We start from the raw sequence: 16,495 nt of genomic DNA, 5'->3' as shown, positions 1-16,495 counted from the left end.
CTTTAATGATACGCTACCTTATCAAAACCATTTTTTTTGTGTCGGAAAAATCACCGGATACAAGCTTATAAAAATACGTTCCGCTCGGATATCCCAGGCCAAGCCATGTAACTTCGTACGTTCCGTGATGAAGAAGTCCTTCAACCAGCCGGGTAACTTCCTTACCCAAAGCATCATATATAATAAGCTTGACTTCAGTCTGGTCCGCGCCGTTTGTAACGGGAACTTCAAATTTTATTTTTGTCTCAGGATTAAAGGGATTGGGATAATTTTGTGATAAAGAAAAGTTTTCGGGAATATTTCCGGCAGGATCCGAAACACCTGTCGTGAAATCAACAATTGCCGTCCAGATGCTTAACTGCATTCCATCAAGACGCGTCCAGATTGGACGGACAACATTATCGTGAGCAATTATATTATTATAATCACCAAAAAATACTGAAGCGCTTGGTGTAAACGGCGTTGCGCTGACTTTTATGTTTTGAAAAGTTTCTCCTCCATCGGTTGAACGGGCAATATAAACATCCGTTCTTGTATCCGTGTAGTTTCTTCTGTCGTGAAAAACAAAATATAAATAACCTGTTTTCTGGTCAACGGTCATCCATGTGAAAAACTGATGCTTGCCCGGAGGGTCGTCATTTACACGTTTAATTGTGCTCCAATTAGTTCCACCGTTTGTGGATTTAATTAAAAATACATCCGTGTCGGTTGAACCGTTTCTCTGGTCAGACCAGTTAACATAAACAGTTCCGCGATTTGGTCCGCTGCTTAAATCACAACAGGTTATAGGAAGTCCGTTGCATCGCTGAAGTCCCGGAATCGAATAGTCCCAGCCTCCCGGCTGTGAAGTTATCGGAATATCGTTTGAAAGCCAGGTGTTGCCTGCGTCTGTAGAGCGGTCAAAAACAAGCCCGAGCGGTCCTGTCCATGCGACATAAATTTCTCCGTTTGGTCCGACTGCAGGAACAGCGCCTTCAACAGTATTATCCTCATCGATGCAATCACCTGCTTTTGTGTTTATTCTCATTGCAGTTGACCAGTTTGTTCCGGCATTTGTCGATTTGGAAAAAAATATTATCGAGCTGTCCAATGGACTTGCACTTCCGTAAGAATCAAACTGCGTCCATGTTACATAAATATTATTATTTCTTGTATCAACAACTGCCCATTCTTTGTCTTGCTGTTTTGGAGGAAATAATCCGAAGTATGCGCCCGGAGTTGACCAGTTCACTCCTCCGTTAGTAGATTTCTGAACCACCATTCTGTCAATCCAGCTACCGCCTGATGAAGGATTTGATAAATGAAAATAATAAAAATGACCAAGCGTATCTATAATGATGCAGGGGTCTCCCCATACGCCGTATGTCGACGAAAGTGTGCCTCTTGTCCAGTTCAGTCCTCCGTTTGAGGAATAAAAATATGCATTAATATTGCATCCCGCTACAAGTCTATTTGTATTTTTCGGGTCCATCATTATGGAAACTTCTTCAGGATTTGAAATATTTGTTATCTGAACGTTAGTATATTGAGCAAAAATTATTGAAGGTATGAAAATGAAAGTCAGGATTAATGTTTTCATAAAGTAAAATTAACAACCTAATTTAAGCATCATTTATTAAGGGTAAAAGAGAAATAATTTGGTGGGAATTATTTAATTAATAACATCTTTTTGGTCTCAATAAAACTGTGAGAGATTATTCTGTAGAAATAAATTCCGCTTGGTAGCTGGAATGTTGAATTAAACTCAATATTATAATATCCGGCTTTTTGAAATTCATTTACTAAACTTGCAATAAGTTTTCCCGTAATGTCATAAACATTTAGCTTAACAAAACCATCAGAAGGTAATTGATAGGTTATTTTTGTGGAAGGATTAAACGGATTAGGATAATTTTGGGATAAGTAAAATTTATTTGGAGTACCGATTATAATCTCTTCCTTCAAGGAATGGTATTCATAGTTACCGTTATAGTCAATTTGTTTTAATCTATATTTATAAAATCCGGAATTTAAATTTGCATCTGTGAAAGAATAATTTTGCACACTATTTATGGTTCCGCTCCCTGCAACCGTGCCGATTTTTTTCCATTCACCATGACCCGGAGAGTACCCCACGCTTGACAATTGACATCTTTCAATCTCAAACCTCTCATTATTTATTTCTTGTGATGTTTGCCAGAATAAATTAACGGTGTTATTTGCAATTTGTGAACTGAAATTTTGCAAATTAACGGGTAATATGATTTGTCCGCTGATGAAATTTCCCGTCTGCATAAATAATGTTAATGCTTTCAAACTTGAATTATAATAATTCCATCTTCCGCTGAAAGTGCTCACATTTTCTGCATATATGCTGTCGAGAAAGTTCTGATTAAGCGATGTAGTCGCCATTGCGCCAACACCGAAAGGTCCGACAAAAGCATTGTTATGATATACACCCAGCGGTGTTCCACCCAAAGTATATTCGTCCACAATATTCACAGAACCCACACTTCTGGCAAAATTACTTATCAATGAACAAAAAGCCAATGAACGGGGGTCGCCAAACCAAACATAATCCATTGCGATGCGCCATGGCGTCCTGCATGCGTCGTAATAATAAGTATATCTGCATGGAAATTCAGGCGGGCAAAGTGTGAATGGTGTTCCATCGGGAAAACACCAGTCAGGAACGATTCCTGTTGTTAACGAATGAGTTGAAACAAACAGCGATAAAAAATTATAAGTATTATTCAGCACGCTGTCCCATCCCGGATTATTTGTTATTTCTCTGAACACCCTGTAATATGCAGGGGCAAAGTATGAAAAGTTGACTCTGTAAATTCCCCCTGGTTCATTTCCTGATTTCGGTAAAAAATATGTCGAGTCAATTTCATACTGAAAAACTTTATTTATCTGTGTCTGCGCTGCCTGTAAATAATTTATTGCACCTCCGCTTCCCCATTGCCTGTGTGCCATCACCAGCGCATATGCAACGTCTTCTTCTGCATCAGTTGCAGAGCCATCCGCAGTAAAGCCGCCTATGCTGAATGGATTGCCAAGTGAATCGATTATCCATATCATCAATCCTGTCGGGTCGAGATGCAAATTGTAATATCCCCACAAATCATTGAACAATGCCTGATCGCCGCGGTTAGCTGCAAGAAGCATTCCATATCCGATGCCTTCCGAGACGGTTGCACGCAGGGTATCCCAGACAACTCTCCTGAATGCACCTGCGCCGTCAGTTGTAATGTGACGATTTTTCCAGTTAGCATAAACAGAATCGGCATCGACTGCATTGCGATTAGATGGCATTATTCCAAAGGGATAGGTTTGGTTTTGCGGAAAAGGATAGATCTGGCTGAACAGATTACTTGAGGAAATTAAAAGAAACAATATGAATAAAGCTTTTTTCATATATGTATAAACGAAAAAGAAATCTCTTTGGATTTAATTTAAAATATTATCCAATTCTTTTAAGCGGTCAATATCCTTCACAGAATTTGTTTCTTTTTCAATTATAAGCTGGTCTTTTGCGCCTGAAATATTAAACTTCTTTGTATTATCTTTTGAAATCCTGTCAATTAAATTCGTAAAATATTCACCCTGAAAAATCGGATGCTCTTTATCTTTCGGGAAATATAATGAAATCAAATTATCCTGAATTGAAATTTTTTCCAAACCGAGATTCGTTGCTTTGATTTTTAATCTCACAAGCTCGAAAAGATTTTCAACATCTTCAAGAAACTCACCAAATCTGTCGATAAGCTCTGCTCTAATTTCTTTCAGCTCTTCTTCAAATGAAGCTTCATATAATTTTCTATAGATATTAAGACGCTCGGTGTCATTCTCAATATAGTCTTTCGGAATGAGAGCATTCAAGTCGTTTTCTATAACAGTAGGGTCTCTCTTAATAGTAACAAGACTTGGTTTCTTTTCGATTTTCTTTCCGAGTTTTTGAGTTTCATCTTTCTTTTCATCCTGTTCGATTGCTTTATCCTTATCTCCAAATTCTCTGAATAATTCCGAAAATTCATTTTCTTTAAGTTCTGAAACTGCTTCATCTATAATACTCATAAATAGCTCAAAACCAATCTGTTGAACAAAACCGCTTTGTTCTTTGCCCAAAAGATTCCCGACTCCGCGAATTTCCATGTCACGCATAGATAAATTAATTCCCGAGCCAAGTTCCGTAAATTCCTCAATCGCCTGCAGACGTTTAATCGCGGTCTTTGTCAGCTTGCCCGACGAGATGAGATAAGCAAATGCCTGTGTTTCGCTTCTGCCGACGCGTCCGCGAAGCTGGTAAAGCTCCGACAAGCCGTATCTGTCGGCGTTATTTATTATAATCGTGTTAACGTTCGGAATATCCAATCCTGACTCAATAATCTTTGTGCACACAAGCACATTAGTTTTTTTCTCGATGAAGTTTATAACTGCATCTTCAAGCTGATGCGCCTCCATCTGCCCGTGAGCAATGCTTGGTTTTGCATGAGGAATCTCATGCCTTATTTTATCTGCAAGAGTATATAGTCTTTCAATTGTATCATTTACAAAATAAATCTGTCCGCCGCGTTTTAATTCATAACTCATTATCTCATGAAGTTTATCCCAGTCCATTTTTATAATTTCAGTATGAATCGGTTTTCTGTTTTTCGGCGGTGTATTAATAATCGACAAATCTCTTGCGCCAAGCAATGAAAAATTCATCGTTCTTGGAATTGGTGTAGCTGTAAGAGTTAATGTATCAATATTCGGTTGGATGGAACGAATCTTTTCTTTTGCTTTCACACCAAATCTCTGCTCCTCATCGATTATAAGCAAACCAATATCTTTGAATTGTATGTCCTTTGACAAAATTCTATGAGTGCCTATGATAATATTTATTTTTCCTTCGGCAAGTTTTTCGAGAATCTCTTTTTGTTCTTTCTTTGTCTGAAACCTTGTAAGCACCGCAACCTCAACCGCAAACGGTGAGAGACGGTCACGGAAAGTGTTATAATGCTGAACCGCAAGAATGGTTGTCGGCACAAGCACCGCAACTTGTTTATTATCGAGCACCGCCTTGAATGCAGCGCGGACAGCAACTTCTGTTTTTCCAAAGCCAACATCACCGCAAACCAATCTGTCCATCGGACTTTGCGATTGCATATCGTTCTTCACATCGACAGTTGCTTTATACTGGTCAGGAGTATCCTCGTACATAAAATTCGCTTCAAGTTCTCTCTGCCAGTGTGTGTCCTGTGAAAAACTAAAACCCTGTTCGGACTTTCGCTTTGCATAAAGTAAAATTAAATCACGGGCAATATCCTGAACTTTTTTCTTTGCTCGAAGCTTAAGCTTATCCCATTCACCGCCGCCAAGACTTGTAAGTTTTGGAACATATCCTTCCGTGCTGGAATATTTTTTTATAAGATGAATGTAATTCAGATTTACAAAAACCGTATCCCCTGCATCATAGGTCAGCTTCACTGCTTCCTGTTCATTGCTACCAACCTTAATTTTTTTCAGCCCCTCAAATTTACCTATGCCGAAATCCCTGTGAACAATGTAATCACCATACGTAAGTTCTTTTAATTCATTGAAGGTTAAACCTTTGAACTTATGTTTTCGCTTTTTGAACTGTCTGAAATATCTTCCAAAAACCTGATGCTCTGTATAAACAACCGTGTTGGCATCATTAAAAATAAATCCTTCATGCAAAGAATCACTAAGAAATTTTACTCTTGATATGTCAAGCGAAGCAGAGCTTTCTTTTTTATAATTATCTTCTTCGTTATCTTCATCAAAATTGACTGAATGTATCTGTGTATCTCTGTTAAAAATTTCTTCATCTTTGAAATCTTCAAGCAAGGATTCAAAGCGCTCTGCTTGAACTTCATCAGAACTTAGAATATAAACATCATAACCGTCACGCTGATAGTTGCATATATTTGAATAGAAATGTCTGAGGTTTGAATGAAAATCGGGCTGTGGTTTACTTGAAAAATTTTCTAAAATAAAGTTTTGTCCGGTGGGTAAAAGATTTTGAGATTCAAGAACATTCAGATTTTCAAACTGAGTTATCAAACAAATCTGATGCATATCCATAAAGCTTAAATCCTCAACCTCTGCGAGAGTTACTTCAGGATTATCAAGAACGATTAATGTATCATTACTTATATACTCAAAAATCGAGCTGTCGGGTTTATAATTTTCATCTTCGTCTGTCTGCGTTGAAAGATTCATTCCGAATTTTACCGAGCTAATTTCTTTTAACGAACGTTGAGTAGTAATATCAAACTCACGGATAGACTCAACCGTATCTCCAAAAAACTCAACACGAACTGGAGTCGAGAGCGACTCTGGATAAATATCGATAATACCTCCGCGAACAGAAAAATCACCGACCTCTTCGACAAAATCTTTTCTCGTATAATGAAACGCTGAAAGCTTTGCAATCAAATCATTAAATGGAAAATCCTTTTCCTTTCCAAGCTCTATAATAGAAACTACAAATTTATCTTTCGCAATAAATTTTTTGGAAAGCTCTTTTGAGTTACATATAATTATAAATGAATCATCCTCTGAAAGAAGTGTCAGTGATTTTGAGATTTGTTCTTCATCATCGGGTTCACCCGTCTGAATAATTGAAACATTTTCAGATGAGCTGATTGTATCCAAATCATCTTTCAGATTATTAATTCTGTCTTTCTCTGATGAGATTAAAAAAACTTTAGGATTAACGTTTTGAGAAATGTATTCAAGAATGAATGAGGTAAGCGAGCCGTTAACTCCGGTAAGACAATAGGATTCCCTTTCCTTAAAACTTTTTAAGGACTGGAACTGTGAGGAATGAAAAATTTTCTTTTTTAAGTCTTTCACAAAAATTATAGCCACAAAGTCACAAAGACGCAAGCTTCAAAACAATTTAACGCTGATAAAAAAGTTAATAACTAACCACAGATTACAGGTTTACACAAATTAACTTCTTAAAATATTGTTAATAGAATTCGTCAATTCAACAAATTCCTGAATAGAAAGCTGTTCCGGACGTTTTGAAAAATCGAAATTCACGGACTCAAATTCAATGCCCTTTTCTTCAAAAAGTTTTTTTAATGAATTTCGCATCACTTTTCTCCGCTGGTTAAATGAACTTTTAACGATTTTTTTGAATAAATCAACATCTTTTATAACATAAGAATCATTTTTGAGTTCCAGCCTAACAACTGATGACGTTACCTTTGGCTTTGGAAAAAAAGCTGTCGGTGGAACATTATAAACAATTTTCGGAACAGCATTCACCTGCGTCAGGATTGCAAGAATCCCATAATCTTTTGTATTAGGTTTTGCAGTCAGTCTCTGTGCGACTTCTTTTTGCATCATCAAAACCGCACTTTGAACAAATTGTTTATTGTCATAAAGTTTAAACAAAATTTCCGTTGTGATATTATATGGAATATTGCCAATAACTTTAATTGGTGAAGTTGTAAAGTTGTGAAGTTGTGAAAAATCAAATTCTAAAAAATCTTTATGTATAAGATTAATCTTATCACCATACTTATTCGTAAGCTCTTCTACAATAAATTTGTCAAGTTCTACAGCAGTGTAATTTATGTTAAACTTTATAAGATGCTTTGTTAAAGCTCCATGTCCCGGACCAATTTCAAGAACATTATCACCATCTTTTATGTCAAGGAATGAAATTATTTTCTTGGCAATGTTTTCATCAACCAAAAAATTCTGTCCGAGAAATTTCTTCGGACGAAATTTTTCATATTTTTTATCGAGCTCTGACATTAAATCACTGCATCAGCTTCGATTTCTATAAGCATTTCTCTCACAACAAAAGCCGATACTTCCATCAATGTCATTGCCGGTTTTATGTCCTTAAAATATTCACCTAAAACACTGCCAACCTGTTCAAAATGGTCTATCTTAGTAACAAAAATCCTGACACGGACAACATCTTTTAAACTTGAATTAAACTGTTCAAGAGCAGTTTTTATTTTTTCGAGAATGATTTTTGTCTGTTCATAAGGATTATCGATTCCGACAACTTTGCCGTCAGTTACTGCGGTCGTTCCCGAAATAAAAATCATGTTGCCCGCTTGTACTGCGCGTGAGTAACCGACTTTTTCTTCCCAGACCGTTCCCGTTGAATATAATTTTTTTTCTGTCATGATTATTTTAATAACTACGAATTATACTAATTATACTAATTTAATTTTTCAAAAATCTTTTAATTATTGTAATTTGTATAATTCGTAGTAAATATTAGTTTTTTATTTAAAAAACTTTTTTATTTCACCTGAAAGCAAATCCACAGAAATCTTTTCTATCGGATGCGGAGTATTTTCCAAAAGTAAAAACTTTGCATTCGGAATTTTTTCTGATGTATTTTTCGTTTCTTGAATCGAAACCATATTATCTTTATCACCCACGCTAATCAAAACTTCATTCTGAATTTTTTCAAAATCGGATTCTTTTAATTCAGGATTTTTTCCCAAATTCAGCATCATTTCCTCAGTTTTGTTTAAAACCTGCTTCCAATCTTGCGGTGCATGCCGCTGCTTCAACTGCTCAGCAAATGCAGGAATCTTCTCTTCGATTTTTTCGGGATTCAGCATACCTGCTTCTTTCTTTGAGGTCTCTTCGTTCCAGTCAAATTTCGTAGCAGTTGTAAAAATTTTGTTAATCAATCCTGTGCCCGCATTATTCAAAGCCGCATGCAGCGCGACATACCCGCCCATGCTGTAACCAAAAACATCTATACCTTGAAGATTATTTTCATTTATGAATTTTACAAGTTCATCTGAAAATAATTTTATTGAAAAAGGTTCATCCGGAAAATTCTCCCCTCCATGACCCGAAAAATTCATTTTATAAATCTTAAAATCACTCGAAAGTTTTTCTTCAAGCTCAGTTAATTGTTCCTTCGAACCAAGCGCACCATGTAAGAGTAAAAGATTTTTCTTCATCAATTCATTCCCGGTTTTTCAGTTGTGAGAGCTTTCTGAATACTTTCACGCTCACCGATTTGCTGGCGCCACATTGCATAGTAAAGTCCCTTAAGCTCAAGAAGTTCGAGATGCTTGCCTGACTCAACAATATGACCTTTTTCAAGCACGTGAATCATGTCCGCATGCATAATAGTCGATAACCTGTGCGCAATCATTACCGTTATATGTTCCTGTGATTCTGAAATTTTTCTTATTGTCTTATTTATTTCTTCTTCAGTAATAGAATCAAGCGAAGACGTCGCCTCATCAAATACAAGCAAGTCGGGATGCCTGAGTAGTGCTCTTGCTATCGAAAGACGCTGTTTCTCACCACCTGAAACTTTCACACCGCCCTCGCCAATCACCGTATCAAGTCCCTTATCAGCACGGGCAAGCAAACTGTTGCATTGAGCTTTTTGGAGAACATCCATGCATTGTTCATCTGTAGCTTTCGGGTTTACGAATAACAAATTTTCGCGAATCGTTCCTGAAAACAACTGCGTATCCTGAGTTACAAACCCAATCTTCTCGCGGAAAGCATCGAGGTCGATTTCTTTTGAGTTAATATGGTTATAAAATATATCGCCTTTCTCCGGCTGGTATAAACCAACAAGCAATTTTACAAGCGTTGTTTTTCCTGAACCCGACGGACCCACAAACGCAACTGTCTGCCTTATGTTTACATCAAACGAGACATGTTCAAGTGCATGCACCATCGCAGAGCGATGTTTAAAAAATACTTTATCAAACTGAAGCTCAGTCAATTTATTAATAATAACCGGATTCTTAGGTTTTTTCTCCGCAGGTATCTCAAGAATTTTCTTAAAGTTCTCCAGCGATACTTCAGTTTCACGGTATATATTAATCACATTTCCAAGCTCCTGCAAAGGACCAAAAATAAAAAACGAATAAATAAACAGTGTGAAAAACTGACCAACGGTAATCTGCTGTGTAAAAATAAAATACATCATCATAAGCAGAATCGACGTGCGGATTAAGTTCACAATTGTTCCCTGAATGAAGCTCAGACGGCGGATGTATTTTACTTTGTTAAGCTCAAGAGCAAGAATTTTATTTGTCGTTGTATTAAGACGGTTAATTTCCTGATTAGAAAGTCCGAGTGATTTAACAAGCTCAATGTTTCTGAGCGATTCCGTTGTAGAGCCTGCAAGTCCCGTTGTTTCAGCAACAATTGTTTTCTGAATCTTCTTAATTTTTTTGCTCATCACCGAACTTAAAAGTCCGATTACCGGAATAGTAAGCAAATACACCGGTGCAATAATCCAGTGAACTGTAAACGCATAAACACCCACAAAGATTACTCCGACAAGTGAAGTAAATAAAATATTTATGAATGTCTGAATTAATTTCTCAACATCTATGCGAACTTTTTGAAGTATCCCAAGTGTTTGCCCGCTTCTCTGGTCTTCAAACTCCTGATATGGAAGCTCAAGCGAGTGCTTTATTCCATCAGAATAAATCTGCGCGCCAAGGCGCTGTGTGATTACATTGATATAGTAATCCTGAAAGTTTTTTGCAATCCTTGACACAAGAGCCGCGCCGACAGCGAGAAGAAGCAATCCTATCACTCCCTGCAAAAATTGATTCGTTGTATATTGTTCGTATTTTGTTGCATAGTTATCAATTACATACCTGAACACAAACGGGTCAAGAAGTGAAAAAACCTGATTAATAGCCGCAAGAACAAGCGCAAGAATAACCAATCCGCGATAGTTTTGTAAGTATGAATATAAGAGTTTCACTTTATTTTTCTGAGAGCATTAAAATATGCAAATTATAATTTTGATTTAGGTTAGAAAAAAATGCAGAGTTAAGTTTTATATCTGTAATTTTTAACAGGAATAAATTAACTTAAATGTATGGAAATTGCACAGGGAATAGCTTATTACATAAAAATTTTCATTTCAATCTTTGTTCTTGTTAATCCGCTTGAAGGCATACCTGTTTATCTCGCTTCAACTTCCACAATGCCCGACGAGCAAAAACAAAAAATTGCTAAGACTGCCGCCATCGGTGTTGCGGTGATTCTTTTAATCGCATTATTCCTCGGCAAATTAATTCTGCAGATATTTGCAATTACCATTCCCGCGTTCACACTTGCAGGCGGAACAATAATTTTTCTCATTGCTTTAAAAATGGTTTTGGGTGATGACAATAATTCTCCTGCAGCAACTCCAACTAAAAAGAATATTGCAATAGTTCCTCTGGCAACTCCTCTTCTTGCAGGACCGGGACCAATCAGTAGTGTAATTCTTTATGCAACACAAAGCACAAGCATCTGGAATGACCTTATGATTAGCGTTGTGATTGTCATTGTTGCGATTGCAACATGGCTTGCACTAAGGGGCTCCGCAAAGATGCAGGTTTACTTAAAAGAAAATGGTGTTGATGTGCTGACAAGAATTTCCGGAATTTTGGTTGCTGCTATTGCTGTTGAAATGATAATTTCAGGACTTTTGCAATTAATTCCCGGATTGAACGCACCTAAGCCGTAAAACATCTTGCCGCAAAGGCGCTAAGACTCAAAGAATACTCATAAAAAAACTTCAACAATTTTTACTTAACTGAACTTCTTTTAATTGCCGTTGTTGGTGTTTTCACCAACAACATAATCATTTCAAAGCAACTCTCCTAAAATCACCGGGAACACTTACATTAAAGCTTAAATACGGATTGTTATTATTAAATGTTTCGTACTGAATTATGAACGACTCACCTTTGAAAGGTCTTGAGGCATAAATTGTTTTTGCGAATGCGCCGTTGCCGTAATACACAAGATTCGCATACTCAACGTTCAGCACTACCTGGCGTTTTTCATTCATATAAATAAACTTCTTCACAAGCATTGAGGATTTATCAACATAAAATTTTCTATAAGTTTTTTTCGCAGACATAAATTGCAAAACGATATCATTACCTTCCTCGGTGTACCAGACGGAATCGGTCGTATATTTTCTGATTCTTGCTCCCCCGGAAATGATATTCATAAGCTCATCGAACGATACGCTGATTTTTGTAAGTGATGAAATGTTCAGATTATTCGTAGTCCCCGTGTAGCACTTTTCATTCAAATAGTCGCAAAACACAAATTTCTTTCTGTTGAAATGTCCTGCACCGACATCAACACCAAGCGGTCCGTCAATTTTAAAATACAAATCATCTTTCTTTCTCACAACTGACTCAATGTCCGCTGTTTCATCAATGCTGCGTGTATTAATCTTAATTGTTCCTGTTGCTTTTATGTCGTTCATCTCAAGCCAGTTTTCATTAACAGTTTTCATTGTTGCAAAAACAAACTCGCTTATCGGGTCGACTATGGAACTGGTAACAGAATCGGAAGTATTACCTTCATCATCCTGAGCAAAAGAAACGTTTGAAATACTAATTAAGAAAAGTGTTATGACAAGTAGTAGTGATTTTTTCATACGCAAAATTTATGAAAAATTAATCGATAGCCTATTAAGGAAAGTTAAAGATTTTGAAATAATTATGAAATGGTTTAATCCCGTGAAGTGAGATAAGAAAAGCTCGGATTTTCTATTTCTTCTATTAAATTTTGGAGCGGATAAATTCTGTATTTATTAAAATCCGATTTATCTATCCATTTAAGCCCTCTCGAACCCGGGTCAGGAACACTTCCATCGCATGCAGTCTGGCTTTCATCGGTGCATTTGCATCTAAAAATTACCTCAACCTGGTGAATCCCGTTTCGCCAGGGTTCAAATTCTGAAGTTTCCCTTGTGAACTCCCTGACCATTATAACTTCTGCCACTTCAACATCAAGACAGACTTCTTCTTTAAACTCGCGCACTAAAGTTTCCGCTAAAAATTCATTTACTTCCTGTCTTCCTCCCGGCAAAGCATAGAAAATTCCAAATTCATCTTTATATTCAATGAATAATACTTTATTATCTTTTTCAAGATAACCCCTGGCTGAGATTCTGTGAAGCATTTTGATTTAAAAGTTTAGGTTTGAGTTTATTAAATTAGCTTATTTTTACTCAAAATTCAACGTTTTTACTCCTGTCTTACTGATTTATAACCTTATTTAAAAGCATTAAAATCGTTAATTTTGTATGATGGATACTAGTGTAAAAAGTGTTGCTCTACATACGCTTGGGTGTAAGCTAAACTATAGCGAGACCTCGACTTTGGCTAAGCAGTTCGAGTCGCGCGGGTTCAAAATCAAAAATTACGGGGATAAATCCGATGTTTTTGTTTTGAATACATGTTCAGTGACGGAAAATGCTGACAAAGAATGCCGTCAAATCGTAAGGAGCATCTTACGTCAAAATCCCGATACATATATTATTGTGACGGGCTGTTATGCACAGCTTCAGCCTGATGAAATTGCTTCGATAAACGGTGTCGATGTTGTGCTCGGAGCAAACGAAAAATTTAAGCTGTTCGATTACATTCAGAACTTCGAAAAGAATGACGTGTCATGTGTGTTCAGAAGCCCAGAAACCGAAATAAAAAATATCAACGGCGCATATTCTGCGGATATAGACTCACGCACAAGAGCGTTTCTGAAAATTCAGGACGGATGCGATTACAAATGTTCGTTCTGCACAATTCCACTTGCACGCGGCAAATCACGAAGCCTTCCAATCAACGAAGTTCTCGACAACGCAAAGAAAATCATCGATGCCGGATATAAAGAAATTATTTTAACGGGTGTAAACACAGGCGATTACAATCATCAATTAGCAATGGGTAATGAGCAATTAACATACAAATTGATTGATGTTTTATATATGCTTGAAAAGCTCGACATTCAACGCATAAGAATAAGCTCCATTGAACCAAATTTACTGAACGATGAAATCATTGACCTTGTAAGCTCATCAAAAAAATTCTGCAATCATTTTCATATTCCGTTGCAAAGCGGTGATAAAGATGTTTTAAAGCTAATGAGAAGAAGATACACGAATGATTATTATGAAAATTTAATTTACAAACTAAATGATAAAATCAAAGACGTCGGAATCGGTGTTGATGTCATCACAGGATTCCCGGGTGAGACAAAAACGCATTTTGAAAATACTTATAACTTCCTCGAGTCGTTGCCGATAAGCTATCTGCACGTTTTCACATACTCCGAACGAAGAAATACCACTGCGGTAACACTGCCCGGCAGGGTTGAAATCAGCGAACGCCGTCACAGAAGCGAACAATTAAGAACATTATCAACCGAAAAACGCTCTGCGTTTTACTCTAAATATATCGGAACCAAGCAATCGGTTTTATTTGAAGCGCAAAAAAATGACGGCACTGTTGAAGGATACACAACAAATTATATCCGCGTAAAAGTTGATTCCGAAAACGATATCGAAAATCAAATCTCGGATGTTATTCTTGAGTCTCCAAACGGAGCTTTGCCCGTCACTGCTAAAATAATGCAAAAATAATCAACCTTTGAAAGTTTATCTAATCAGACATGCTGATGCTATATCTTTTGAAACCGATGTAGTTCAGAGCGATGAATTTCGTTTTCTAACTCCGGAAGGAAGATTAACAGCAAACACAGTTTTTCATGGTTTAAAAGATGAGCTGCGTGACCTCAGATTAATTTATTCAAGCCCGCTGATAAGAGCTGTTCAGACTGCGGAGATTCTTGCGAGCAGATTGGTTTTTCCAAGCGAAGCAGAAATAAACGTTGAATTGAAAAATGAACTGAGCACTGACACAACAATTGCGAAAATAATCGGACTCCTTGAGAACACCGGTCATGATGAAGTATGCTGTGTCGGTCATGAACCGACGATGGGAAAACTTATGTTTCATTTAACAGGACAGAATATAACCAATACCGGTTTTAAGAAAGCTGCGGTGTGTAAAATTAACTTTGATGTTGAAAATGTTAAAGGTGAGCTTGAGTGGTATTTCGACCCTGATGAAATGAATTTTATCTATGAATTTTAATTCTGATATTTTTTCTTAATGAAAACATTAGTTGAAATAAAAAATCTGAACTTTGAGTATTCCAATAACGGTTTCAGGTTATCTGATGTTAACTTAGAAATTTTTGAAAAAGATTTTTTAAGTGTTACGGGAAGAAACGGTTCGGGAAAATCCACCTTGATAAAATGTCTTGCAGGAATATTTCATCATTATAGCGGAGAAATTCTTCATAATAATAACAATATTCTGCAAATAAAGCGAAAAGAACTCGCAAAATCATTCAGCTATCTTCCACAATTTGCAATTAATGAAACATACGACATTAAAGTATCAGAGTTTTTACTTCTCGGGAGATATGCATATAAAAATAATTTTGAATATACTTATAATAATATAGACAGAAGAATTGTCGATGAAGTTTTAAAGCTGACTAATTTCGAGCATTATAGAGATAAGCTTGTGAGTCAGCTTTCGGGAGGAGAAAAACAAAAATGCCTGCTGGGACTTGCGTTAGTTCAGCTTGATGTTACATCCGATTTGTCGGGAAAGGTTTTAATAATAGATGAGCCGGTAACGTTTTTGGACATTCATCATCAGAAAGAAATTTTTGAGATATTAAAATTTTTAAATGCTTGTAAAGGACTTACAATAGTTAATGTAATCCACGACTTGAATCTTGCTTTAAAATATTCTAACAGGGTTCTTGTTATGGATAACGGAAAAATTGCCGCTGCGGGAAAACCCAGAGATATATTAAACGAAATAAATCTGCTAAAATTTTTTTTAACCGAAGCAAAATTAATCAACATTCAGAATAATAATCACATAATATTATAAATGGCTTACAATAAAATTTTAATTGAGCATTACAATCAGACAAGGAAAATAATTTTAAACCGTCCTGAGAAACGAAATTCGCTTGACGAAGAAATGATTTTTGAAATTACCGATGCGATGAATTCGTTTTCTGGTGACAAGGACTCAAAATCAATTGTAATCACAGGAGCCGGAGGGAATTTCTGCTCGGGATTATTCCTCGATTACCTTCAAAAAATTTCCGAGTTTGATGTTTTACAGAACAAAGAAGACTCAACGAAGTTTAAAAATATGCTGATGGCAATATATAACTGCAGAAAACCGGTCATTGCAATGGTTGATGGTTATGCTCTTGCAGGAGGATGCGGAATTGCTTCAGCGTGTGATATAATCATTTCTTCGGACAAAGCACAGTTCGGATATACTGAGGTGAAAATCGGTTTCATTCCTGCAATTGTGATGATTTTTTTATTAAAGCGTGTTAGCGAAACTCACGCGAAAGATTTACTCTTATCATCCAGATTTATTAACGCAGATGAAGCGGTCAGAATCGGGTTTGCAAATTATGCCGTAAAACAAAACGAGCTTGAAGACTTTACAATGAAGTTGTGCGATGATTTTAATAAGCTTCCTTTAAGCTCAATGATGCTTACTAAAGAAATGTTCAGAAATATTTCTTCTATGAGCTTTGAGTCTGCGCTTGACTATGCAGTTGACCTTAATGCAATCACCCGCATGACCGATGAATGCAAAAAGGGTGTTTCTAACTTCCTAAATAAGAAATAATATAT

Annotated in this window: 14 protein-coding genes; 5 read left to right on the top strand and 9 right to left on the bottom strand. The window is 36.6% G+C overall.

From position 1 onward, the window contains the following. Positions 1-13: 13 nt before the first annotated feature. From VHP32_05140 to VHP32_05110, 7 genes are all read right to left on the bottom strand, one after another. Complete coding sequence (locus VHP32_05140; protein ID HEX2787272.1) at positions 14-1,579, bottom strand: T9SS type A sorting domain-containing protein; 1,566 nt, start codon at positions 1,577-1,579, stop codon at positions 14-16. A 68-nt stretch (positions 1,580-1,647) separates the two neighbouring features. Beyond that, the gene (locus tag VHP32_05135; protein ID HEX2787271.1) at positions 1,648-3,399 is read right to left on the bottom strand and encodes a glycosyl hydrolase family 8; all 1,752 of its coding nucleotides are present in this window, start codon (positions 3,397-3,399) and stop codon (positions 1,648-1,650) included. A 33-nt stretch (positions 3,400-3,432) separates the two neighbouring features. Beyond that, positions 3,433-6,846: a transcription-repair coupling factor gene (mfd, locus tag VHP32_05130; GenBank protein ID HEX2787270.1), complete on the bottom strand. Its 3,414-nt coding sequence runs from the start codon at positions 6,844-6,846 to the stop codon at positions 3,433-3,435. A 99-nt stretch (positions 6,847-6,945) separates the two neighbouring features. Further along, a complete protein-coding gene (gene rsmA, locus VHP32_05125) occupies positions 6,946-7,761 on the bottom strand; it encodes a 16S rRNA (adenine(1518)-N(6)/adenine(1519)-N(6))-dimethyltransferase RsmA (GenBank protein HEX2787269.1) in 816 nt (271 codons plus the stop codon). Continuing rightward, positions 7,761-8,144 (bottom strand): RidA family protein, encoded by a 384-nt coding sequence (locus VHP32_05120; protein ID HEX2787268.1) that lies wholly within the window; start codon positions 8,142-8,144, stop codon positions 7,761-7,763. The genes rsmA and VHP32_05120 overlap by 1 nt, the downstream gene beginning before the upstream one ends. A gap of 102 nt (positions 8,145-8,246) precedes the next feature. Beyond that, entirely contained in the window at positions 8,247-8,942 is a 696-nt protein-coding gene (locus VHP32_05115; protein HEX2787267.1) for an alpha/beta fold hydrolase, read from the bottom strand. Then, on the bottom strand, positions 8,942-10,726 hold the full coding sequence (locus VHP32_05110; GenBank protein HEX2787266.1) for an ABC transporter ATP-binding protein: 1,785 nt from the start codon (positions 10,724-10,726) through the stop codon (positions 8,942-8,944). The genes VHP32_05115 and VHP32_05110 overlap by 1 nt, the downstream gene beginning before the upstream one ends. Before the next feature lie 117 nt (positions 10,727-10,843). Between VHP32_05110 and VHP32_05105 the strand changes: the two genes are divergently transcribed. Then, the gene (locus VHP32_05105) at positions 10,844-11,479 is read left to right on the top strand and encodes a MarC family protein (GenBank protein ID HEX2787265.1); all 636 of its coding nucleotides are present in this window, start codon (positions 10,844-10,846) and stop codon (positions 11,477-11,479) included. 117 nt (positions 11,480-11,596) lie between these two features. Here VHP32_05105 and VHP32_05100 read toward each other — a convergent pair whose 3' ends face one another. Further along, on the bottom strand, positions 11,597-12,409 hold the full coding sequence (locus tag VHP32_05100; GenBank protein ID HEX2787264.1) for a DUF4292 domain-containing protein: 813 nt from the start codon (positions 12,407-12,409) through the stop codon (positions 11,597-11,599). 74 nt (positions 12,410-12,483) lie between these two features. Beyond that, a complete protein-coding gene (locus tag VHP32_05095; GenBank protein HEX2787263.1) occupies positions 12,484-12,936 on the bottom strand; it encodes an NUDIX domain-containing protein in 453 nt (150 codons plus the stop codon). Positions 12,937-13,060: 124 nt separating this feature from the next. Between VHP32_05095 and mtaB the strand changes: the two genes are divergently transcribed. From mtaB to VHP32_05075, 4 genes are read left to right on the top strand one after another with little or no spacing between them, the layout of a single operon-like run. After that, a complete protein-coding gene (mtaB, locus tag VHP32_05090) occupies positions 13,061-14,395 on the top strand; it encodes a tRNA (N(6)-L-threonylcarbamoyladenosine(37)-C(2))-methylthiotransferase MtaB (GenBank protein HEX2787262.1) in 1,335 nt (444 codons plus the stop codon). Between the two features lie 7 nt (positions 14,396-14,402). Further along, complete coding sequence (locus tag VHP32_05085) at positions 14,403-14,909, top strand: histidine phosphatase family protein (GenBank protein HEX2787261.1); 507 nt, start codon at positions 14,403-14,405, stop codon at positions 14,907-14,909. 18 nt (positions 14,910-14,927) lie between these two features. Continuing rightward, on the top strand, positions 14,928-15,725 hold the full coding sequence (locus tag VHP32_05080; protein HEX2787260.1) for an ABC transporter ATP-binding protein: 798 nt from the start codon (positions 14,928-14,930) through the stop codon (positions 15,723-15,725). Further along, positions 15,726-16,490 (top strand): enoyl-CoA hydratase-related protein, encoded by a 765-nt coding sequence (locus VHP32_05075; GenBank protein ID HEX2787259.1) that lies wholly within the window; start codon positions 15,726-15,728, stop codon positions 16,488-16,490. The last annotated feature ends 5 nt before the right edge of the window (positions 16,491-16,495 follow it).

The sequence above is a fragment of the Ignavibacteria bacterium genome (genome assembly GCA_036262055.1).
GTDB lineage: Bacteria > Bacteroidota > Ignavibacteria > Tepidaquicellales > Tepidaquicellaceae > DATAJP01.
The sequence above is the reverse complement of the archived record's forward strand: the minus strand, read 5'-3'. Positions and strand labels throughout refer to the sequence as shown.

Bases quoted from the DNA above. Each gene is read 5' to 3' on its own strand.
- VHP32_05140 (HEX2787272.1), bottom strand. From the start codon at position 1,579: ATGAAAACATTAATCCTGACTTTCATTTTCATACCTTCAATAATTTTT.
- VHP32_05135 (HEX2787271.1), bottom strand. From the start codon at position 3,399: ATGAAAAAAGCTTTATTCATATTGTTTCTTTTAATTTCCTCAAGTAAT.
- rsmA (HEX2787269.1), bottom strand. From the start codon at position 7,761: ATGTCAGAGCTCGATAAAAAATATGAAAAATTTCGTCCGAAGAAATTT.
- VHP32_05120 (HEX2787268.1), bottom strand. From the start codon at position 8,144: ATGACAGAAAAAAAATTATATTCAACGGGAACGGTCTGGGAAGAAAAA.
- VHP32_05115 (HEX2787267.1), bottom strand. From the start codon at position 8,942: ATGAAGAAAAATCTTTTACTCTTACATGGTGCGCTTGGTTCGAAGGAA.
- VHP32_05105 (HEX2787265.1), top strand. From the start codon at position 10,844: ATGGAAATTGCACAGGGAATAGCTTATTACATAAAAATTTTCATTTCA.
- VHP32_05100 (HEX2787264.1), bottom strand. From the start codon at position 12,409: ATGAAAAAATCACTACTACTTGTCATAACACTTTTCTTAATTAGTATT.
- VHP32_05095 (HEX2787263.1), bottom strand. From the start codon at position 12,936: ATGCTTCACAGAATCTCAGCCAGGGGTTATCTTGAAAAAGATAATAAA.
- mtaB (HEX2787262.1), top strand. From the start codon at position 13,061: ATGATGGATACTAGTGTAAAAAGTGTTGCTCTACATACGCTTGGGTGT.
- VHP32_05080 (HEX2787260.1), top strand. From the start codon at position 14,928: ATGAAAACATTAGTTGAAATAAAAAATCTGAACTTTGAGTATTCCAAT.
- VHP32_05075 (HEX2787259.1), top strand. From the start codon at position 15,726: ATGGCTTACAATAAAATTTTAATTGAGCATTACAATCAGACAAGGAAA.